Here is an 18202-nt window from a genome sequence, read left to right as displayed (position 1 = left end):
AGATTTTTAAAGTTTCCAGAACACAGCAAAGAAAAGGAAAATAACAATAATGGTTATCAGTTAGATTATTTACAAACCCGCAACCTCAAGATATTTTATTTCCGTAATTTATTTTAACCGCGCGAAATTTATTAGTTAATTCCATTAATGTCCTGTTTATCTCAATTTTATTGCGTACACAATCCAGCTTCTATAATGCCATAGCTGATTATCTCGCTATTTTTTGGTATTCTTGAACCAGCGCTAAATTGATCCCGGACATAACTGAACAATGAATGACGGCAAGCAGCAACCTGGTTTTCTCTTCCACGATTACGAGACCTTTGGTACCCATCCGGCGCTGGACAGACCCGCGCAATTTGCGGCTATCCGCACAGATAATGATTTCAACATCATCGGTGAACCAGAAGTCTTTTATTGCAAACCCGCGGACGATTATCTGCCGCAGCCTGAGGCGGTGTTGATTACGGGTATTACACCGCAGGAAGCACGTGAAAAGGGAGAAAATGAAGCCGCTTTTGCTGCACGCATCCACGCCCTGTTCACCGTGCCGAAAACCTGCATCCTGGGTTATAACAACGTGCGCTTCGATGATGAGGTGACGCGCAACATCCTGTATCGCAATTTCTACGATCCCTATGCCTGGAGCTGGCAGAACGATAATTCGCGCTGGGATCTGCTGGATGTGATGCGCGCCTGCTATGCCCTGCGCCCTGAAGGCATTAACTGGCCGGAAAACGACGACGGCTTACCCAGCTTCCGACTGGAGCATTTGACCAAAGCCAACGGTATTGAGCATACCAATGCTCACGATGCTATGGCGGACGTATACGCTACAATCGCAATGGCGCAATTAGTGAAGTCGCGCCAGCCGCGTCTGTTTGATTATCTCTACAGCCATCGTAATAAGCACAAGCTGGCCGCGCTGATTGATGTCCCGCAAATGAAGCCGCTGGTCCATGTCTCTGGTATGTTCGGCGCATGGCGCGGCAACACCAGTTGGGTAGCGCCATTGGCGTGGCATCCGGAGAATCGTAACGCGGTTATTATGGTCGACTTAGCCGGTGATATTTCGCCGCTGCTCGAACTCGACAGTGATGCCCTGCGCGAGCGGCTTTACACGTCTAAAGCGGATCTGGGTGATAACCCGGCCGTACCGGTTAAACTGGTGCACATCAACAAATGCCCGGTACTGGCACAGGCTAATACCCTGCGTCCGGAAGATGCCGACCGTCTTGGCATTAACCGCCAGCACTGTCTGGATAATCTCAAAGTTCTGCGCGAAAATCCGCAGATACGAGACAAAGTGGTCGCGATCTTTGCAGATGCGGAACCCTTTACACCATCAGATAACGTAGATGCCCAACTTTATAACGGCTTTTTCAGCGATGCTGACCGTGCGGCGATGAAAATCGTTCTGGAAACAGAACCACGCAATTTACCGGCGCTGGATATCTCCTTTGTCGATAAGCGCATTGAAAAACTGTTGTTTAATTACCGTGCACGTAACTTCCCGGGAACGCTGGACGAAGCAGAACAGCAACGCTGGCTGGACCACCGCCGCCAGGTATTCACACCGGAGTTTTTGCAAAATTACGCCAATGAACTGCAGTTATTGAGCCAGCAGTATGCGGATAACAAAGAAAAGTTGATGCTGCTGAAATCACTCTGGCAGTATGCCGAAGAGATTGTATAAATCCCACACATAAAAAAACGGAGAACATGTCTCCGTTTTTTTTAGTTAAATGCTGTTATTACGCGACATCTTCGTCGTACTGCGGCACCGGGTTACGGAAGCTTTTGGTCACACAAGCCAGGTAAATCAGACCGATACCGGCCCAGATCAGACCCAGAACCATTGAGCTCTCTTCCAGATTCACCCACAGCGCACCAACGGTCAGCGCACCGCACATCGGCAGGAACAGATACTGGAAGTGGTCTTTCAGTGTCTTGTTACGCTTCTCACGGATCCAGAACTGGGAGATCACCGACAGGTTTACGAAGGTAAACGCCACCAGCGCACCAAAGTTAATCAGCGCCGTCGCCATCACTAGGTCGAAGTTGATTGCCAGCAGAGCAATCGCACCAACCAGAATGATGTTCATAGACGGAGTACGCCATTTCGGGTGTACATAACCGAAGAAACTTTTCGGGAACACGCCGTCACGCCCCATCACGTACATCAGACGCGCTACGCCAGCATGCGCCGCCATACCGGACGCCAGTACGGTAATGGTAGAGAAAATCAGCGCGCCAACCTGGAAGAACTTACCGGCGACGTACAGCATGATTTCCGGCTGTGAAGCGTCTGGATCTTTGAAGCGCGAGATATCCGGGAAGTACAGCTGCAACAGATAGGTGGAGACGATAAAGATCAGGCCACCAATCAGCGCAGTCAGGAAAATCGCACGCGGGATCACGCGCTCAGCGTCTTTAGTTTCTTCTGACAGGTTGCTGATACCGTCAAAACCGGTGAACGAGAAGCACAGGATCGTAGCGCCCGTGATCATCGGGATCACGTGTGCATCACCTGACCAGAATGGACGGCTGCTCGCCAATGTACCAGCACCTTCCCCTTCGAACACGCCATAAACGACCATGCCGAGGATCACTGCAATCAGCACCACCTGCAACAACACGATTACGGTGTTGAAATTCGCAACGGATTTAAGGCTGCGCAGGTTAAAGGCGGTCATAAAGGCCACCAGCGCCACCACGAATATCCATGACGGTATCGACGGCACCAGGGCTTCAAAATAAATTTTTGCCAACAGAATGTTGATCATCGGAGCGAACAGGTAGTCCAGCAGTGATGACCAACCCACCATAAAGCCAACGGTCGGGCTAATGGATTTCTGGGCGTAAGTGTAGGCAGAGCCTGCAGACGGATAGCGACGCACCAGTTTACCGTAGCTCAGTGCGGTAAAGAGGATGGCGATCAGTGCAAAGGCGTAAGCTGTCGGGACGTGACCATCGGTCATTCCTGATACGATACCGAATGTATCGAACAGCGTCATCGGCTGCATATAGGCAAGGCCCATCATGACAACCGGAACCAGCGTAAGCGTTTTACGTAATTCCACGCGAGAGGTGTTTGGAGTAGCGTTATGCGACATGGTTATCCCCCATTACGGCGAAAACCGTCGCGTAAGCAAAAAATTGCCCCATTTTTTGTTAATCCTCAGCGACAACAACTGTCGATTTTTAAGTAAGTATCTATCCGGTACGAAGCCCGGCCTCTTTTATGAATGATTGGTTTGATGCAAAAAAATAACCGACGCGTATTAAAACGTCGGTTAATGTCATTTTTTGCAAGCGGCGTATTTTGCCCTAAATTGGGGAGAAATAACAAGAGATTGAAGCGACCACAAAAGAATATTTTTTCTTAACTGATTGATTTGTCAGCAGCCGTTTTAACGTACACCCCGGCAATAGCACTATTTGCTAAAATCTCATCCCGCCACCAGGCGCTGGCAAGCCCGGCGGTCTGTTCATTCCACCCTATCCACACGGGTTCAAACAGAATTTGTCCGACCACTTTCTTCTCAATCAGCGAGCCGCTGTCCAAAAATCGCTGCGCCAGGTAGCGCGGAATATAGCCACATCCCAGACCGCTGATTTGCAGTTCCAGCTTGGTTTTGAAGTCAAAAACGGTAATGGCTTCTTGATCGTCCAGCACCTGGGAACCTGAGACGTTGGCATGCTGCGCATTGTCGCCCACCACAATGGCGCGAAAACGGCGAATGGTACGACGATTTAACGGTTCCTGTTCCTGCGCCAGCGGGTGATGCGGCGCAACCACAAACACCTGTTCCAAAACCCCGAGCCGTGCAAAGCCAAATTCGCTCGCTGCAGGGGGTTCATGCATTGCGCCAACGATAATATCCGCCCGGCCCTGAGTGAGGGCGTCCCAGGAGCCGCCCAGCACGCCATTGATAAACTTCAGGCGCGTCACGCTGTGGTGTTGATAGAAAGATTCGATGAGTGGGGCCAGCAGTGAAAAGGGAAACGTATCATCTACGCCAATAACCAGTTCATTCTCCCAGCCTTCGTGAAGTTTAATCGCCTGCTTTTCAAGTTCGCGGACGGTGTGCAGCACCTCCCGCCCCTTTTCCAGCAGCATCTGCCCGGTGCGGGTGAACTTAGCCCGGTGTCCGCTGCGATCGAGTAGCTGAATATTAAGATCGCTTTCCAGCTTATGGACGGTGTAGCTAAGCGCAGACGGCGTCTTAAACAATTTTGCCGACGCCGCCGCGAAACTGCCCTCTTTTTCTAATGCATCGAGGATGATAAGAACGTCCAGCAGTGGTTTCATACTCGCCCCCTGGCGGTATACAGCGGCACTCTGCTGGATTGTCACTCCATCGGCATCACCAGCGGGTCAGGATACTGGTACTCAAACCCAAGCTCATTACAAATACGGTTGCCATCAATGACTTTACCTTTACCGTTATCCGTACCGCCGCGAAATTCCGGCGGCTCCATCCCCAACTGGCGGGCCATCTGCGGATAGAACACGTTACGCGCCGGATGCATAGGCGCACATATATTATAGATGTGTCCCCCTTTAGGCGCTTGCAGCAGTAACGTGATGGCAGAAACTACATCGTCCAGATGCACCAGATTGACGCCATGATGTCCGTCAGGTGCCGTCTTGCCAGCGAAGAAGCGACCAGGATGTCTTCCCGGACCGACCAACCCGGCCAGACGCAAAATATCCACCGACGTTCCTGGCAAATTGTGCAACCAGTCTTCAAGTTCTTTCAGGACACGACCGCTCGCCGTAACCGGATTACGCGGCGTCCCCTCTTTCACTGTGCCTTGAACGTCACCATAGACTGACGTCGAACTGGTAAAAATAATTCGTGGGATCCGATACGCCAGCGCGCTGTCGACCAGCTCCTGCATGGCCTGCAAGTAAAATGCTTCCCCAGGACCGCTACGACGCGCAGGCAGCGTAATAACCAGCGCATCGGCGTCCATCAGTGCATCGAGATCGTCAGCCTCACAGACCAGTTCAGGTTCCAGGCGCAGCGAATAACTCTCGATACCGCTCATGCGGGCCGCTTCCACCCCATCCAATGTGGTTTTGCTGCCGGTAACCTGCCAGCCTCTCGCCGCCAGCGACATGGCTAACGGCATGCCTAACCAACCTAACCCGACAATTGCGACCTTTTTCATGCCTTCTCTCCTGACTTTTGGCCTATAACGCAAGGCTACGCCAGCCCGCGGTGGCTGACAATTCATAGTATCAATATGAAATGAATTAATGATCAAAAAAAGCCCTTGCTTTCCGTAGCTAAAGTGGTTTAGGTTAAAAGACATCAAATGAATAAACATTCATCGAGAAAATTTATGACACGCGCTCAATTCAAACACCATCATCACCATCATCCTGACTAGTCTTTCAGGCGATGTGTGCTGGGAGACGTTTAAATCTTCCAGCGGTGCATGAGCGTATGAGAAAGCCCCCGGAAGATTTCTTCCGGGGGCTTTTTTTTGTGCGTGACCCAAACTGATTCAGACAGGATAACGAGGAATAAAGAATGTTAGACAACACCCGTTTACGCATAGCTATGCAGAAATCAGGCCGCTTAAGCGATGATTCACGCGAATTACTGGCCCGTTGCGGCATTAAAATTAATCTTCACACCCAGCGCCTGATTGCGATGGCGGAGAACATGCCGATCGATATTCTGCGTGTGCGTGATGACGATATCCCGGGTCTGGTGATGGACGGTGTCGTTGACCTCGGCATCATCGGGGAAAACGTTCTGGAAGAGGAACTGCTCAACCGCCGGGCACAGGGTGAAGACCCTCGCTATTTTACCCTGCGCCGTCTGGACTTCGGCGGCTGCCGTCTCTCGCTGGCTACCCCGGTTGATGAAGCCTGGGATGGCCCGGCAGCGCTGAACGGTAAACGTATCGCGACCTCTTACCCACACCTGCTCAAACGTTATCTCGATCAGAAAGGAGTTTCGTTTAAATCTTGTCTGTTAAACGGTTCTGTAGAAGTTGCTCCCCGTGCGGGTCTGGCTGATGCGATTTGCGATCTGGTGTCCACCGGCGCAACGCTTGAAGCCAACGGTCTGCGCGAAGTAGAAGTGATCTACCGCTCTAAAGCCTGTCTGATTCAGCGCGACGGCGAAATGGCCGAAGCCAAGCAACAACTGATCGACAAACTGCTAACCCGTATCCAGGGGGTTATTCAGGCCCGTGAATCCAAATACATCATGATGCACGCGCCGAGCGATCGTCTGGACGAGGTCATCGCCCTGCTGCCCGGCGCTGAGCGCCCTACCATTCTGCCTCTGGCGGGCGACCAGCAGCGTGTTGCCATGCACATGGTCAGCAGCGAAACCCTGTTCTGGGAAACAATGGAAAAACTGAAAGCGCTCGGTGCCAGCTCAATTCTGGTGTTGCCGATTGAGAAGATGATGGAGTGATCTGATGCCTGATGGCGCTTCGCTTATCAGGCCTACAAGAATTGTCACAATCATTGATATTACGGGTCTTGTAGGCCGGATAAGGCAGCGCCGCCATCCGGCAACACCCGATGATGGAGTAACGACCATGAGCTTCAATACCCTGATTGACTGGAATAGCTATAGCCCTGAGCAGCAGCGCGAACTGCTGATGCGCCCGGCGATTTCCGCCTCTGAAAGCATCAGCCGTACGGTGGCCGAGATCCTTGAGAACGTCAAAAATAACGGCGACCGGGCGCTGCGTGAATACAGCGCAAAGTTCGATAAAACCGAGGTTGGCGCGCTGCGCGTGACCGAGGAAGAAATCCAGCAAGCCAGCAGTCGCCTGAGCGACGAACTGAAACAAGCCATGCAGGCGGCGGTGCGTAATATTGATACTTTCCACACCGCGCAGATCCTGCCACCGGTGGATATCGAGACCCAGCCAGGCGTGCGTTGCCAGCAGGTTACCCGCCCTATCGCTTCCGTGGGCCTGTATATTCCTGGAGGTTCGGCGCCGCTGTTTTCCACCGTATTAATGCTGGCGACCCCGGCGCGCATCGCCGGTTGCAAAAAAGTGGTGCTGTGCTCACCGCCGCCGATTGCAGATGAAATCCTCTACGCCGCGCAGCTGTGTGGCGTAAAAGAGGTGTTTAATGTAGGCGGCGCGCAGGCTATTGCCGCACTGGCGCTGGGCACCGAATCTATTCCTAAGGTCGATAAAATCTTCGGGCCAGGCAATGCATATGTGACCGAAGCCAAACGCCAGGTCAGCCAGCGTCTTGACGGCGCGGCCATCGACATGCCTGCTGGCCCGTCCGAAGTGCTGGTTATCGCCGACAGCGGTGCGACGCCGGACTTTGTTGCCTCTGACCTGCTTTCTCAGGCAGAACACGGCCCCGACTCGCAGGTTATTCTCCTGACGCCAGACGCTACGCTTGCCGAAGGCGTTGCCAAAGCCGTTGAACGCCAGCTCGCTGAGCTTTCCCGCGCTGAGACCGCACGTCAGGCGCTCTCCGCCAGCCGCTTAATCGTGGCGAAAGATCTGGCGCAGTGCGTTGAAATATCTAACGCCTACGGTCCGGAACACCTGATTATTCAGACCCGCAACGCGCGTGAACTGGTTGATGAGATCACCAGCGCCGGTTCGGTGTTCCTCGGGGACTGGTCGCCGGAATCCGCAGGCGACTATGCTTCTGGCACCAACCACGTTCTTCCGACCTACGGCTATACCGCGACCTGCTCAAGCCTTGGGCTGGCTGATTTCCAGAAACGGATGACCGTACAGGAATTAACCCCACAAGGTTTCTCTGCCCTGGCCTCAACCATTGAAACACTGGCCGCTGCTGAACGACTGACTGCCCACAAAAATGCCGTCACCCTGCGCGTTAACGCCCTGAAGGAGCAAGCATGAGCACTGACAACTTTCTCAGCGTCACTGATTTAGCCCGTAAGAATGTTCGCGAATTAACGCCCTATCAGTCTGCCCGTCGTCTCGGCGGTAACGGCGATGTCTGGCTCAACGCGAATGAGTACCCAACCGCCGTTGAGTTCCAGCTCACTCAGCAAACGCTGAACCGCTACCCTGAATGCCAGCCGAAAGCTGTGATTGAGAATTACGCGCAGTATGCTGGCGTCAAGCCGGAGCAGGTGCTGGTCAGCCGCGGCGCAGATGAAGGGATCGAACTGCTCGTGCGCGCTTTTTGCGAACCCGGTAAAGATGCGATTCTGTACTGCCCGCCAACTTACGGCATGTACAGCGTCAGCGCCGAAACGATTGGCGTTGAGTGCCGCACCGTTCCAACCCTTGATAGCTGGCAACTTGATTTGCAAGGCATCGCGGACAAGCTTGATGGTGTGAAAGTTGTTTACGTATGCAGCCCGAACAACCCAACCGGCCAACTGATCAAGCCACAGGATCTGCGTTCGCTGCTCAACATGACGCAGGGTAAAGCTATCGTGGTTGCCGATGAAGCGTATATCGAGTTTTGCCCGCAGGCCACACTGGCAGGCTGGCTGTCTGAGTATCCGCATCTGGTGATATTACGCACGTTGTCCAAAGCGTTTGCGCTCGCCGGTTTACGCTGCGGGTTTACGCTGGCGAATGAAGAGGTTATCAATCTGCTGTTAAAAGTGATTGCCCCTTACCCGCTCTCTACGCCGGTGGCAGATATCGCCGCCCAGGCGCTGACGCCGCAAGGGATTTCCGCCATGCGTAAACGCGTAGAGCAGATCCTGCAAGAACGTCAGTATCTGGTAGATAACCTGAAAACAATTCGCTGTGTAGAGCAGGTATTCGATTCTGAAACCAACTATGTTCTGGCGCGCTTCACCGCCTCCAGCAGCGTATTTAAATCTTTGTGGGATCAGGGCATTATCTTACGAGATCAGAATAAACAACCTTCGTTAAGCGGCTGCCTGCGAATTACTGTCGGAACCCGTGAAGAGAGCCAGCGCGTCATTGACGCCTTACGTGCGGAGCAAGTATGAGCCAGAAGTATCTTTTTATTGACCGTGATGGAACCCTGATTTCCGAACCGCCAAGTGACTTTCAGGTCGATCGCTTTGACAAACTCGCCTTCGAGCCGGAAGTTGTTCCCGTTTTGCTGAAACTGCAAAAAGCAGGTTTTAAGCTGGTTATGATCACTAACCAGGATGGACTGGGAACGCAGAGTTTCCCGCAGGCCGATTTTGACGGTCCGCATAAACTGATGATGCAAATATTCACCTCTCAGGGCGTGGCATTTGATGAAGTGCTGATTTGCCCGCACCTGCCAGCGGACGAATGCGCTTGCCGAAAGCCCAAAGTGAAGCTGGTTGAGCAGTATCTGGTTGAACAGGCCATGGACACCGAGAACAGCTACGTTATTGGCGATCGGATAACCGATATTCAGCTCGCTGAAAACATGGGCATTAGTGGATTGCGTTACCATCGCGATACCCTGAACTGGGCGATGATCGGCGAGCAGTTGACCAAACGTGACCGCTACGCACACGTTGAGCGTAATACTAAAGAAACGCAGATTGACGTCAAAGTCTGGCTGGACCGCGAAGGCCGCAGCAAAATTAATACCGGCGTTGGCTTCTTTGACCACATGCTGGATCAAATCGCCACCCACGGCGGTTTTCGCATGGAGATTGCCGTCAAGGGCGATCTGTATATAGACGATCACCACACCGTTGAAGATACCGGTCTGGCGCTGGGCGAAGCCTTAAAGCTGGCGTTAGGCGATAAACGCGGCATCAACCGTTTTGGTTTTGTGCTGCCGATGGATGAGTGTCTGGCACGTTGCGCGCTGGATATCTCCGGCCGTCCACACCTGGAGTACCGCGCGGAGTTTACCTACCAGCGCGTTGGCGATCTGAGCACGGAGATGATCGAACACTTCTTCCGTTCACTCTCCTACACTATGGGCGTCACCCTGCACCTGAAAACTAAAGGCAAAAATGACCACCACCGTGTGGAGAGCCTGTTTAAAGCCTTTGGCCGTACGCTGCGTCAGGCGATTCGTGTAGAAGGCGACACGCTGCCCTCCTCAAAAGGAGTGCTGTAATGAATGTGGTGATTCTGGACACCGGCTGCGCCAACCTGCATTCGGTAAAATCCGCCGTCGCACGCCACGGATACGATCCTGTTGTCAGCCGTGACCCGGACGTGGTGCTGCGCGCCGATAAACTATTTCTGCCAGGCGTAGGCACCGCGCAGGCGGCTATGGACCAGTTGCACGAGCGCGAACTGATTGAACTGATTAAAGCCTGCACGCAACCGGTACTGGGGATCTGTTTAGGTATGCAACTGCTGGGCCGTCGCAGCGAAGAGAGTAACGGTGTCTCCCTACTGGGCATTATTGAGCAGGACGTCCCGAAGATGACCGATTTCGGTCTGCCGCTGCCGCATATGGGCTGGAATCGCGTCTATCCGCAGGCGGGGAACCGTCTGTTCCAGGGTATTGAAGATGGCGCCTATTTCTACTTTGTACACAGCTACGCTATGCCGGTAAACCCGTGGACCATCGCCCAGTGCAATTACGGCGAACCGTTTACCGCGGCAGTACAAAAGGACAATTTCTTTGGCGTACAGTTTCACCCGGAACGTTCGGGCGCGGCTGGGGCACAGTTGCTGAAAAACTTTCTGGAGATGTAATGATTATTCCGGCATTAGATTTAATCGACGGCACGGTGGTGCGTCTTCATCAGGGCGATTACGCTAAGCAACGTGATTACGGTAACGATCCTCTCCCCCGTTTGCAGGATTATGCAGCCCAGGGGGCTGAAGTGCTGCACCTGGTAGATTTAACCGGCGCGAAAGATCCGGCGCAGCGCCAGATCCCGCTGATCAAAACGCTGGTCGCTGGCGTCAATGTTCCGGTACAGGTTGGCGGCGGCGTGCGTACGGAAGCAGACGTGGCGGCGCTTCTTGACGCAGGTGTGGCGCGCGTGGTGGTGGGTTCGACGGCGGTAAAATCTCCCGAGATAGTCAAGAGCTGGTTTGCCCATTTTGGTGCCGATGCGCTGGTACTGGCGCTGGACGTTCGTATTGACGAGCACGGGAATAAACAGGTTGCGGTCAGTGGCTGGCAGGAAGATTCAGGGGTTTCACTGGAAGAACTGGTTGAGACCTATTTACCCGTTGGCCTGAAGCACGTGCTGTGCACCGATATCTCCCGCGACGGTACGCTGGCAGGCTCAAACGTCGCGCTGTATGAAGAAGTGTGCGCCAAATACCCGCAGGTGGCATTTCAGTCATCTGGCGGCATTGGCGGAATCGAGGACGTAGCGGCCCTGCGCGGGACCGGAGTTCGCGGCGTGATCGTCGGACGCGCCCTGCTGGAAGGAAAGTTCACCGTTGAGGAGGCCATTCAATGCTGGCAAAACGCATAATTCCTTGTCTGGACGTCCGTGACGGGCAGGTGGTAAAAGGCGTCCAGTTCCGTAATCACGAGATTATTGGTGACATCGTCCCGCTGGCAAAACGCTATGCCGATGAAGGCGCAGATGAACTGGTGTTCTATGATATCACCGCGTCCAGCGATGGCCGCGTAGTGGATAAAAGCTGGGTATCACGCGTGGCGGAAGTGATCGATATTCCGTTCTGCGTAGCAGGCGGCATTAAATCCGTCGACGATGCGGCGCGCATTCTCTCCTTCGGGGCGGACAAAATCTCCATCAACTCCCCGGCGCTGGCCGAACCGGAGCTTATCACCCGTCTGGCGGACCGCTTCGGCGTGCAGTGCATCGTGGTGGGCATTGATACCTGGTATGACGCCGACACCGGCAAATATCATGTAAATCAGTATACCGGAGATGAAAGCCGTACCCGCGTCACGCACTGGGAAACACTGGACTGGGTGCAGGAGGTCCAAAAACGAGGCGCGGGCGAAATCGTCCTGAACATGATGAACCAGGACGGCGTACGTAACGGTTATGACCTGGAGCAACTGAAAAAAGTGCGTGATGTTTGCCACGTCCCGCTGATTGCCTCCGGCGGTGCGGGCACCATGGAACACTTTCTCGAAGCTTTCCGGGATGCCGACGTTGACGGCGCGCTTGCCGCCTCCGTCTTCCACAAACAAATTATCAATATTGGCGAATTAAAAGCGTACCTGGCAACACAGGGCGTGGAGATCAGGATATGTTAACGAAGCAACAATGCCGCGAACTGGACTGGGAAAAAACCGACGGACTGATGCCAGTCATCGTGCAGCATGCGGTTTCCGGTGAAGTATTGATGCTGGGGTATATGAACCCGGAGGCGCTGGATAAAACGATCGAAAGCGGCAAAGTGACCTTTTTCTCACGGACCAAGCAGCGCCTGTGGACCAAAGGAGAAACCTCCGGTCACTTCCTGAATGTGGTGAGCATTGCGCCTGACTGCGACAACGACACCCTGCTGGTGCTGGTTAACCCGATTGGCCCGACCTGCCATAAAGGCTCCTCAAGCTGCTTTGGTGACGCAAGCCACCAGTGGCTGTTCCTGTATCAGCTTGAGCAACTGCTGGCCGAACGTAAAACCGCTGACCCAGCTAGCTCCTACACCGCGAAACTGTATGCCAGCGGCACCAAACGCATCGCGCAGAAAGTGGGCGAAGAAGGCGTAGAAACCGCGCTGGCTGCGACCATTAACGACCGTTTTGAGCTGACAAATGAAGCTTCTGATCTCATGTATCATCTGCTGGTGCTGCTGCAAGACCAGGACCTCGACCTGACGACGGTGATTGAGAATTTACGTAAGCGTCATCAGTAAGTTGCAGATATGAAAAAACCGGGCACTGCCCGGTTTTTTGTTGTCAGCTTTAGACTTACTCAGCTTTGGCTTTGTAACCACGCAGAGCATTTCGCCCCAGCACCACGCCTGCACCAATCATCCCACCGAGCAGAACCGCCAGCACGAGGGTAATCGCTTTTTTCGGGCTGTCACGACGAATCGGTAACGTTGGTTTCATCACATAGCGGTAGGCGTGTAACTCAGCCCCTTCAAGCTTAAGACTTTCAATATCCAACAGCTTTTGCTTGGTCTGGAAGTAGTTATCAGACAATATCAAAGGACGTGTAGATTCGTGCTCAATCATGGACTTCAGGGCATCACTACCCAACAGGAACATACTGTCCTGCGTCACATCCTGCGTCTGCTGAATTTGCGGCTTAGTCACCCCGGCCTGCTCTGCATAACGCAGCGCTTCCTGAATTTGCTTAATTCGCAGATCTTTTTGCTCCTGCGCGACCACTTCCTGAGTTTTCAGAGAGTCTTGCAACGTGGTGGTTTGCAACTTGATATTATCAACCAGGTCAAGTTCTAGCTCTTTAGCAACCTTTTCATCTGTTTGTTGAATGTATTCGGCGAGCTGACGCTGAGCGTCTTCTGGTGAGCTACCCACATAAGAAACCGCCAACGGCAGCGGTTGACCTTTAACAGATTGTTCAATTGACAGTTTCTGTGGTTCTTCCTGATTATCAAGCGTTTCAGCCAATGCAGAGAGAGAAGTACTAAAACGACCAACCACGTTTGTCTGCAGTTCAGTAGCCTTGGGGGCGCTGACACCATACAACACATTGAGGGCGTTGTTATATGTAGCTATCTGACCAACATCCGGTTGAGTTATAATGGCTGTTGAGGTCCATTTCTCCTTAGCAACTGCCAAATAGCCCACAGCAAGCACTATGGCAATAACAATCGCGATAACGATTGTTACTTTCCCACGCCACAACTGTACCAGTAAATCAATCAGATCAATCTGTTCCGGATCGTGACTGCGCCCGGACATGTTGTTATCACTTACAGACATAGAAACCCTAAATAAGGAAAGACTTAAACTGGGATTAGTTTAGCTATAAATTGCAGCAATGCCATAGGATTAATGATAAAAAAATCAAATTGTTTCAGGTATTTTGATTTGTATTTCAAACACTACTGGAAAACGATACGTTTAAAAAAGTGGACTGATGCAGACACGTAATGGACCGTAGAGACGCGCACGCCCGCGGCCAGCATGCGCCCTATCACGTCGACAATATCAGCAATAGTTAACCGGTTGAGCTAATGGACTATATCCAGGCTCTGGAAGATGCACTGAGTATTGAAGCGAAGAAAAATATGCTACCGCTACTGCTAGGTGATGTTCTGGAAACCAGCGCGGACACTAAAGCACTGTATGAGGTAATTGGTTTTAAACCTGAAACCACGATAAAAGATAGGATGAAGAACTTTGTTGACTGGTACCGTGATTTCTACAAAGTTTGATTACTGGCCTGATTAAAATAAAAAAGGCCTTATATTAAGGCCTTTTTTATGGAGACGAGATTAATCACTACCAAACAAATCGCGGGTATATACTTTTTCTGCAACATCAGCTAATTCTGATACCATGCGGTTAGAAATAATAATGTCTGCTTCATTTTTGAACGTATTAAGATCACGCACAACTCGGGAATGGAAAAATTCATCCTCTTCCATGACCGGTTCATAGATAATAACGGGCACGCCCTTTGCCTTAATGCGCTTCATGATGCCCTGAATCGATGATGCCCGGAAATTATCGGAACCACTTTTCATGATCAAACGGTACACGCCAACTACCTTAGGCTTACGCGCAAGAATAGAATCTGCAATGAAGTCCTTACGCGTACGGTTCGCATCAACGATCGCGCCAATAATGTTATTCGGCACAGATGCATAATTCGCCAACAGCTGCTTAGTATCTTTCGGTAGACAGTAGCCGCCATAGCCGAATGACGGATTGTTGTAGTGATTACCAATCCGCGGATCCAGGCACACGCCTTCAATAATCTGCCGTGAGTTCAGACCAAGGCTTTCGGCATAGCTATCCAGTTCGTTAAAGTAAGCCACACGTAACGCCAGATAGGTGTTAGCGAACAACTTGATGGCTTCGGCTTCAGTCGAGTCGGTAAATAAGGTCGGGATATCTTTCTTCACCGCTCCTTCCTGCAGCAACCCGGCAAAGCGCTCGGCACGTTCGGAACGTTCACCAATAACGATACGAGATGGGTGCAGGTTGTCGTATAGAGCTTTACCCTCACGCAGGAATTCAGGGGAGAAGATGATATTATCTGTTCTATATTTTTGACGCATTGATTGAGTAAAACCGACAGGAACTGTCGATTTTATTATCATTAAGGCATCTGGATTTATTTCAATAACATCCTGTATGACTGACTCGACACTACTAGTATCAAAGTAATTAGTTTTAGGATCGTAGTCTGTTGGGGTTGCAATAATGACAAACTCTGCACTCTGATAAGCGTAGTATTTATCTAGTGTAGCTTCGAATTTTATATCTTTTGATTGCAGATACTGTTCAATTTCTTGATCAACTATCGGAGACATCTGATTATTTAGCATCTCGACACGTGAGGGAACAATGTCCAGAGCAATGACCTTATGATGTTGGGCGATAAGAAGACTATTTGACAGACCAACATACCCAGTACCAGAAATGGCGATTTTCATTTCATGCTCTCAGTATTATCTTAATATTTAATCATGATGCCGTACATCTTGATAAGAGGATAATGTTTTAACTTTTTTTTGAATATCATGTCAACGAAGGTTAAAACAATTAAGATTTTCTTTATCAGATTACGCCAGGAATATTAAGAAAAGATTAAGCAATCAACTTAAATCAATTGAATTTGAGATAAAAAAAAGCCCGGTCAAAAAACCGGGCTAGTGTACGTCAGAAGACTTACTCCATCCATTCGGTGTGGAACACACCTTCTTTATCGGTGCGTTTATACGTATGTGCACCAAAGTAGTCACGCTGGGCCTGGATCAGGTTAGCCGGCAGCACCGCAGAACGGTAGCTATCGTAGTAGGCTACTGCTGCAGAGAAGGTCGGTACCGGAATACCATTCTGCACGGCATAAGCCACTACATCGCGTAGCGCTTGTTGATATTCGTCAGCGATATTTTTGAAGTACGGGGCCAGCAGCAGGTTAGCAATGCCTTTGTTTTCAGCATAGGCGTCGGTGATTTTCTGCAGGAACTGCGCACGAATGATGCAGCCCGCGCGGAAGATCTTCGCGATTTCACCGTAGTTCAAATCCCAGTTGTATTCGTCAGACGCGGCACGCAGTTGCGAGAAACCCTGCGCGTAGGAGACGATTTTGCCCAGGTACAGCGCGCGACGAACTTTCTCAACAAACTCTGCTTTATCACCAGCCAGTTTAGCCTGCGGGCCAGACAGCACTTTAGATGCCGCAACGCGCTGGTCTTTCAAAGAAGAGATGTAGCGCGCGAATACAGACTCGGTGATCAGCGACAGCGGTTCGCCCAGATCCAGAGAACTCTGGCTGGTCCATTTACCGGTACCTTTGTTCGCCGCTTCGTCCAGGATCACATCAACAAGGTATTTACCCTCTTCATCTTTTTTGGTGAAGATGTCTTTGGTGATGTCGATCAGGTAGCTGCTCAACTCGCCTTCATTCCACTCGGTAAAGGTAGTTGCCAGTTCTTCGTTAGACAGGTTCAGACCGCCTTTCAGCAGGGAATAGGCTTCAGCAATCAGCTGCATATCGCCATATTCGATGCCGTTGTGAACCATCTTCACGTAATGGCCTGCGCCGTCAGCGCCAATATAGGTCACGCACGGCTCGCCATCTTCCGCAACGGCTGCGATTTTGGTCAGGATAGGCGCAACCAGCTCATACGCTTCTTTCTGGCCACCAGGCATGATAGATGGACCTTTCAGGGCACCTTCTTCACCGCCGGATACGCCAGTACCGATGAAGTTAAAACCTTCAGCGGACAGTTCACGGTTACGACGGATAGTGTCCTGGAAGAAGGTGTTACCACCATCAATGATGATGTCGCCTTTATCCAGATACGGCTTCAGGGAATCGATAGCAGCATCAGTTCCCGCCCCTGCTTTAACCATTAACAGGATACGACGTGGGGTTTCAAGAGACTCGACGAACTCTTTCACCGTGTAATAAGGAACCAGTTTCTTACCCGGGTTCTCGGCAACAACTTCTTCAGTTTTCTCGCGGGAGCGGTTGAAGATGGAGACGGTATAACCACGGCTTTCGATGTTGAGCGCCAGGTTGCGCCCCATCACAGCCATACCGACGACGCCGATCTGTTGCTTGGACATTACATACTCCTGTCAGGTGTGGTCACCGCGCAAGGTATGCGCGGCTTAAATGTATTCCAGATGTTAACTCAGTAATAGGATGAATGAATAGCTTTTGCTGATCTATGTCACACCAATTGCCTAATTCTCTCTAAGCAGTAACTCAGCAGTGCACCTACAGCACACTTATCTACTTCCTGAGCAGATCCAGAATTAGTTTCGTTTTTTCTTCCATCAATGGAATATCTCCGCGCGATTCCACGTTCAGGCGCACCACCGGTTCGGTATTGGAAGAGCGTAAATTGAAGCGCCAGTCGACAAACGACATGCTGATACCGTCCGTTCTGTCCACCGACAGCGCCTCACGGGAAAAATGCTGCTCCACGCGCGCAATCGCTGCCGCCGGCTCTGCCAGCGTACTGTTTATTTCTCCGCTCGCCGGGTAGGCCACCATCCGGTCACGGACCAGTTCGCCCAGCGACTGTCCTTTCAGACACAGCAGCTCCGCCACCAGCAGCCACGGGATCATTCCGCTGTCGCAATAGGCAAAATCGCGGAAATAGTGGTGCGCGCTCATTTCGCCACCATAAATGGCATCTTCGTGGCGCATCCGCTCTTTGATAAACGCGTGCCCGGTTTTTGACATCACCGGTTTACCGCCTGCCGCCGTCACCACATCCACGGTGTTCCAGGACAGGCGCGGGTCGTGGATAATTTTCGCCCCCGGATTCTTCTCCAGAAACGCTTCCGCCAGCAGGCCGACAATGTAGTAGCCCTCAATGAACTGACCTTTTTCATCGAACAGGAAGCAGCGGTCAAAATCACCGTCGAAGGCAATCCCCATATCCGCGCCGTGTTCAATCACTGCATGGCGCGTGTCGGCCCGGCATTCCGGCAGCAGAGGATTGGGAATACCGTTGGGGAAACTGCCATCCGGCGTGTTGTGAATTTTGATGAACTCGACCGGCACGCCCAGCGCCTTAAAACGGGCTTCAATGGCGTCAACCACCGGACCTGCCGCGCCGTTGCCGGAATTGAGTACCAGCTTCATCGGTTTCAGTTTGGCGGGATTGATGTAACCCAGCAGGTGGTCAATGTAGGCATCACGGGTAGTAATGCGCTGGTAGCGGCCACGTTTTGTCTCATCAACCG

The 18202-nt window shown here is 51.8% G+C and carries 17 protein-coding genes, 2 pseudogenes and 1 other annotated feature; of the genes and pseudogenes, 11 read left to right on the top strand and 8 right to left on the bottom strand.

Going from position 1 to position 18202, the window contains the following annotated elements; genetic code table 11:
• Positions 1-271 precede the first annotated feature (271 nt).
• Positions 272-1696 carry an exodeoxyribonuclease I gene (gene sbcB, locus OGY17_RS18840; protein ID WP_048215987.1) on the top strand — a complete coding sequence of 475 codons (1425 nt, stop codon included), beginning with the start codon at positions 272-274 and terminating at the stop codon, positions 1694-1696.
• Positions 1697-1754: 58 nt separating this feature from the next.
• On the opposite strand, the gene plaP is transcribed toward sbcB, so the two are convergent.
• From plaP to OGY17_RS18825, 4 genes and pseudogenes are all read right to left on the bottom strand, one after another.
• Complete coding sequence (gene plaP, locus OGY17_RS18835) at positions 1755-3116, bottom strand: putrescine/proton symporter PlaP (RefSeq protein WP_003834188.1); 1362 nt, start codon at positions 3114-3116, stop codon at positions 1755-1757.
• On the bottom strand, positions 3106-3168 hold the full coding sequence (gene yoeI / locus OGY17_RS23295; protein WP_099045591.1) for a membrane protein YoeI: 63 nt from the start codon (positions 3166-3168) through the stop codon (positions 3106-3108). Before yoeI ends, plaP begins: the two co-directional genes overlap by 11 nt.
• 162 nt (positions 3169-3330) lie before the next feature.
• Positions 3331-4315 (bottom strand): annotated as a pseudogene (locus OGY17_RS18830) (LysR family transcriptional regulator).
• A gap of 41 nt (positions 4316-4356) precedes the next feature.
• Positions 4357-5181, bottom strand: coding sequence for an SDR family oxidoreductase (locus OGY17_RS18825; protein ID WP_008785162.1), 825 nt, complete (start codon positions 5179-5181; stop codon positions 4357-4359).
• A 174-nt stretch (positions 5182-5355) separates the two neighbouring features.
• Here OGY17_RS18825 and hisL point away from each other — a divergent pair, with 174 nt between their 5' ends.
• The 9 genes from hisL (at position 5356) to hisIE (ending at position 12708) form a co-directional block, all read left to right on the top strand.
• Positions 5356-5403 (top strand): his operon leader peptide, encoded by a 48-nt coding sequence (gene hisL / locus OGY17_RS18820; RefSeq protein ID WP_100250077.1) that lies wholly within the window; start codon positions 5356-5358, stop codon positions 5401-5403.
• Positions 5379-5501, top strand: a sequence feature (His leader region). It overlaps the preceding gene by 25 nt.
• Before the next feature lie 45 nt (positions 5502-5546).
• Entirely contained in the window at positions 5547-6446 is a 900-nt protein-coding gene (gene hisG, locus OGY17_RS18815; RefSeq protein ID WP_060683602.1) for an ATP phosphoribosyltransferase, read from the top strand.
• 127 nt (positions 6447-6573) lie between these two features.
• Positions 6574-7878 (top strand): histidinol dehydrogenase, encoded by a 1305-nt coding sequence (gene hisD, locus OGY17_RS18810; protein ID WP_048235082.1) that lies wholly within the window; start codon positions 6574-6576, stop codon positions 7876-7878.
• Positions 7875-8954, top strand: coding sequence for a histidinol-phosphate transaminase (gene hisC, locus OGY17_RS18805; RefSeq protein ID WP_192463871.1), 1080 nt, complete (start codon positions 7875-7877; stop codon positions 8952-8954). Before hisD ends, hisC begins: the two co-directional genes overlap by 4 nt.
• On the top strand, positions 8951-10018 hold the full coding sequence (gene hisB / locus OGY17_RS18800; protein WP_192463872.1) for a bifunctional histidinol-phosphatase/imidazoleglycerol-phosphate dehydratase HisB: 1068 nt from the start codon (positions 8951-8953) through the stop codon (positions 10016-10018). The genes hisC and hisB overlap by 4 nt, the downstream gene beginning before the upstream one ends.
• Positions 10018-10608 (top strand): imidazole glycerol phosphate synthase subunit HisH, encoded by a 591-nt coding sequence (gene hisH / locus OGY17_RS18795; RefSeq protein WP_001103544.1) that lies wholly within the window; start codon positions 10018-10020, stop codon positions 10606-10608. Before hisB ends, hisH begins: the two co-directional genes overlap by 1 nt.
• The gene (gene hisA, locus OGY17_RS18790) at positions 10608-11345 is read left to right on the top strand and encodes a 1-(5-phosphoribosyl)-5-[(5-phosphoribosylamino)methylideneamino]imidazole-4-carboxamide isomerase (RefSeq protein WP_048235079.1); all 738 of its coding nucleotides are present in this window, start codon (positions 10608-10610) and stop codon (positions 11343-11345) included. Before hisH ends, hisA begins: the two co-directional genes overlap by 1 nt.
• Positions 11327-12103, top strand: coding sequence for an imidazole glycerol phosphate synthase subunit HisF (hisF, locus tag OGY17_RS18785; RefSeq protein WP_060683598.1), 777 nt, complete (start codon positions 11327-11329; stop codon positions 12101-12103). Before hisA ends, hisF begins: the two co-directional genes overlap by 19 nt.
• Positions 12097-12708, top strand: coding sequence for a bifunctional phosphoribosyl-AMP cyclohydrolase/phosphoribosyl-ATP diphosphatase HisIE (gene hisIE / locus OGY17_RS18780; protein ID WP_060683597.1), 612 nt, complete (start codon positions 12097-12099; stop codon positions 12706-12708). Before hisF ends, hisIE begins: the two co-directional genes overlap by 7 nt.
• A 55-nt stretch (positions 12709-12763) precedes the next feature.
• On the opposite strand, the gene wzzB is transcribed toward hisIE, so the two are convergent.
• A complete protein-coding gene (gene wzzB / locus OGY17_RS18775; RefSeq protein WP_286608036.1) occupies positions 12764-13747 on the bottom strand; it encodes an LPS O-antigen chain length determinant protein WzzB in 984 nt (327 codons plus the stop codon).
• A 171-nt stretch (positions 13748-13918) separates the two neighbouring features.
• On the opposite strand from wzzB, the pseudogene OGY17_RS18770 reads away from it, so the two are divergent.
• Positions 13919-14202: pseudogene (locus OGY17_RS18770) on the top strand (protein CapI); the annotation flags it as partial.
• A gap of 60 nt (positions 14203-14262) precedes the next feature.
• On the opposite strand, the gene ugd reads toward OGY17_RS18770, so the two are convergent.
• The 3 genes from ugd to OGY17_RS18755 form a co-directional block, all read right to left on the bottom strand.
• Positions 14263-15429 (bottom strand): UDP-glucose 6-dehydrogenase, encoded by a 1167-nt coding sequence (gene ugd / locus OGY17_RS18765; RefSeq protein WP_234103730.1) that lies wholly within the window; start codon positions 15427-15429, stop codon positions 14263-14265.
• A gap of 235 nt (positions 15430-15664) precedes the next feature.
• Entirely contained in the window at positions 15665-17071 is a 1407-nt protein-coding gene (gene gnd / locus OGY17_RS18760; RefSeq protein ID WP_063940469.1) for an NADP-dependent phosphogluconate dehydrogenase, read from the bottom strand.
• Between the two features lie 169 nt (positions 17072-17240).
• Positions 17241-18202: phosphohexomutase domain-containing protein (locus OGY17_RS18755; protein WP_286608033.1), on the bottom strand; the 962-nt coding region annotated here is incomplete at its 5' end.

This window comes from Citrobacter sp. Cpo126 (genome assembly GCF_030332445.1).
In the GTDB taxonomy this organism is placed as follows: domain Bacteria; phylum Pseudomonadota; class Gammaproteobacteria; order Enterobacterales; family Enterobacteriaceae; genus Citrobacter; species Citrobacter portucalensis.
Note: the sequence above shows the minus strand (reverse complement) of the source record. Positions and strands in the feature narration are given on the sequence as shown.

Excerpts from the sequence above, each read along its gene's own strand:
- hisA (WP_048235079.1), top strand. The coding sequence starts at position 10,608 with ATGATTATTCCGGCATTAGATTTAATCGACGGCACGGTGGTGCGTCTT.
- hisF (WP_060683598.1), top strand. The coding sequence starts at position 11,327 with ATGCTGGCAAAACGCATAATTCCTTGTCTGGACGTCCGTGACGGGCAG.
- plaP (WP_003834188.1), bottom strand. The coding sequence starts at position 3,116 with ATGTCGCATAACGCTACTCCAAACACCTCTCGCGTGGAATTACGTAAA.
- sbcB (WP_048215987.1), top strand. The coding sequence starts at position 272 with ATGAATGACGGCAAGCAGCAACCTGGTTTTCTCTTCCACGATTACGAG.
- hisG (WP_060683602.1), top strand. The coding sequence starts at position 5,547 with ATGTTAGACAACACCCGTTTACGCATAGCTATGCAGAAATCAGGCCGC.
- ugd (WP_234103730.1), bottom strand. The coding sequence starts at position 15,429 with ATGAAAATCGCCATTTCTGGTACTGGGTATGTTGGTCTGTCAAATAGT.
- hisIE (WP_060683597.1), top strand. The coding sequence starts at position 12,097 with ATGTTAACGAAGCAACAATGCCGCGAACTGGACTGGGAAAAAACCGAC.
- hisC (WP_192463871.1), top strand. The coding sequence starts at position 7,875 with ATGAGCACTGACAACTTTCTCAGCGTCACTGATTTAGCCCGTAAGAAT.
- gnd (WP_063940469.1), bottom strand. The coding sequence starts at position 17,071 with ATGTCCAAGCAACAGATCGGCGTCGTCGGTATGGCTGTGATGGGGCGC.
- wzzB (WP_286608036.1), bottom strand. The coding sequence starts at position 13,747 with ATGTCTGTAAGTGATAACAACATGTCCGGGCGCAGTCACGATCCGGAA.
- hisH (WP_001103544.1), top strand. The coding sequence starts at position 10,018 with ATGAATGTGGTGATTCTGGACACCGGCTGCGCCAACCTGCATTCGGTA.
- hisB (WP_192463872.1), top strand. The coding sequence starts at position 8,951 with ATGAGCCAGAAGTATCTTTTTATTGACCGTGATGGAACCCTGATTTCC.
- hisD (WP_048235082.1), top strand. The coding sequence starts at position 6,574 with ATGAGCTTCAATACCCTGATTGACTGGAATAGCTATAGCCCTGAGCAG.
- OGY17_RS18825 (WP_008785162.1), bottom strand. The coding sequence starts at position 5,181 with ATGAAAAAGGTCGCAATTGTCGGGTTAGGTTGGTTAGGCATGCCGTTA.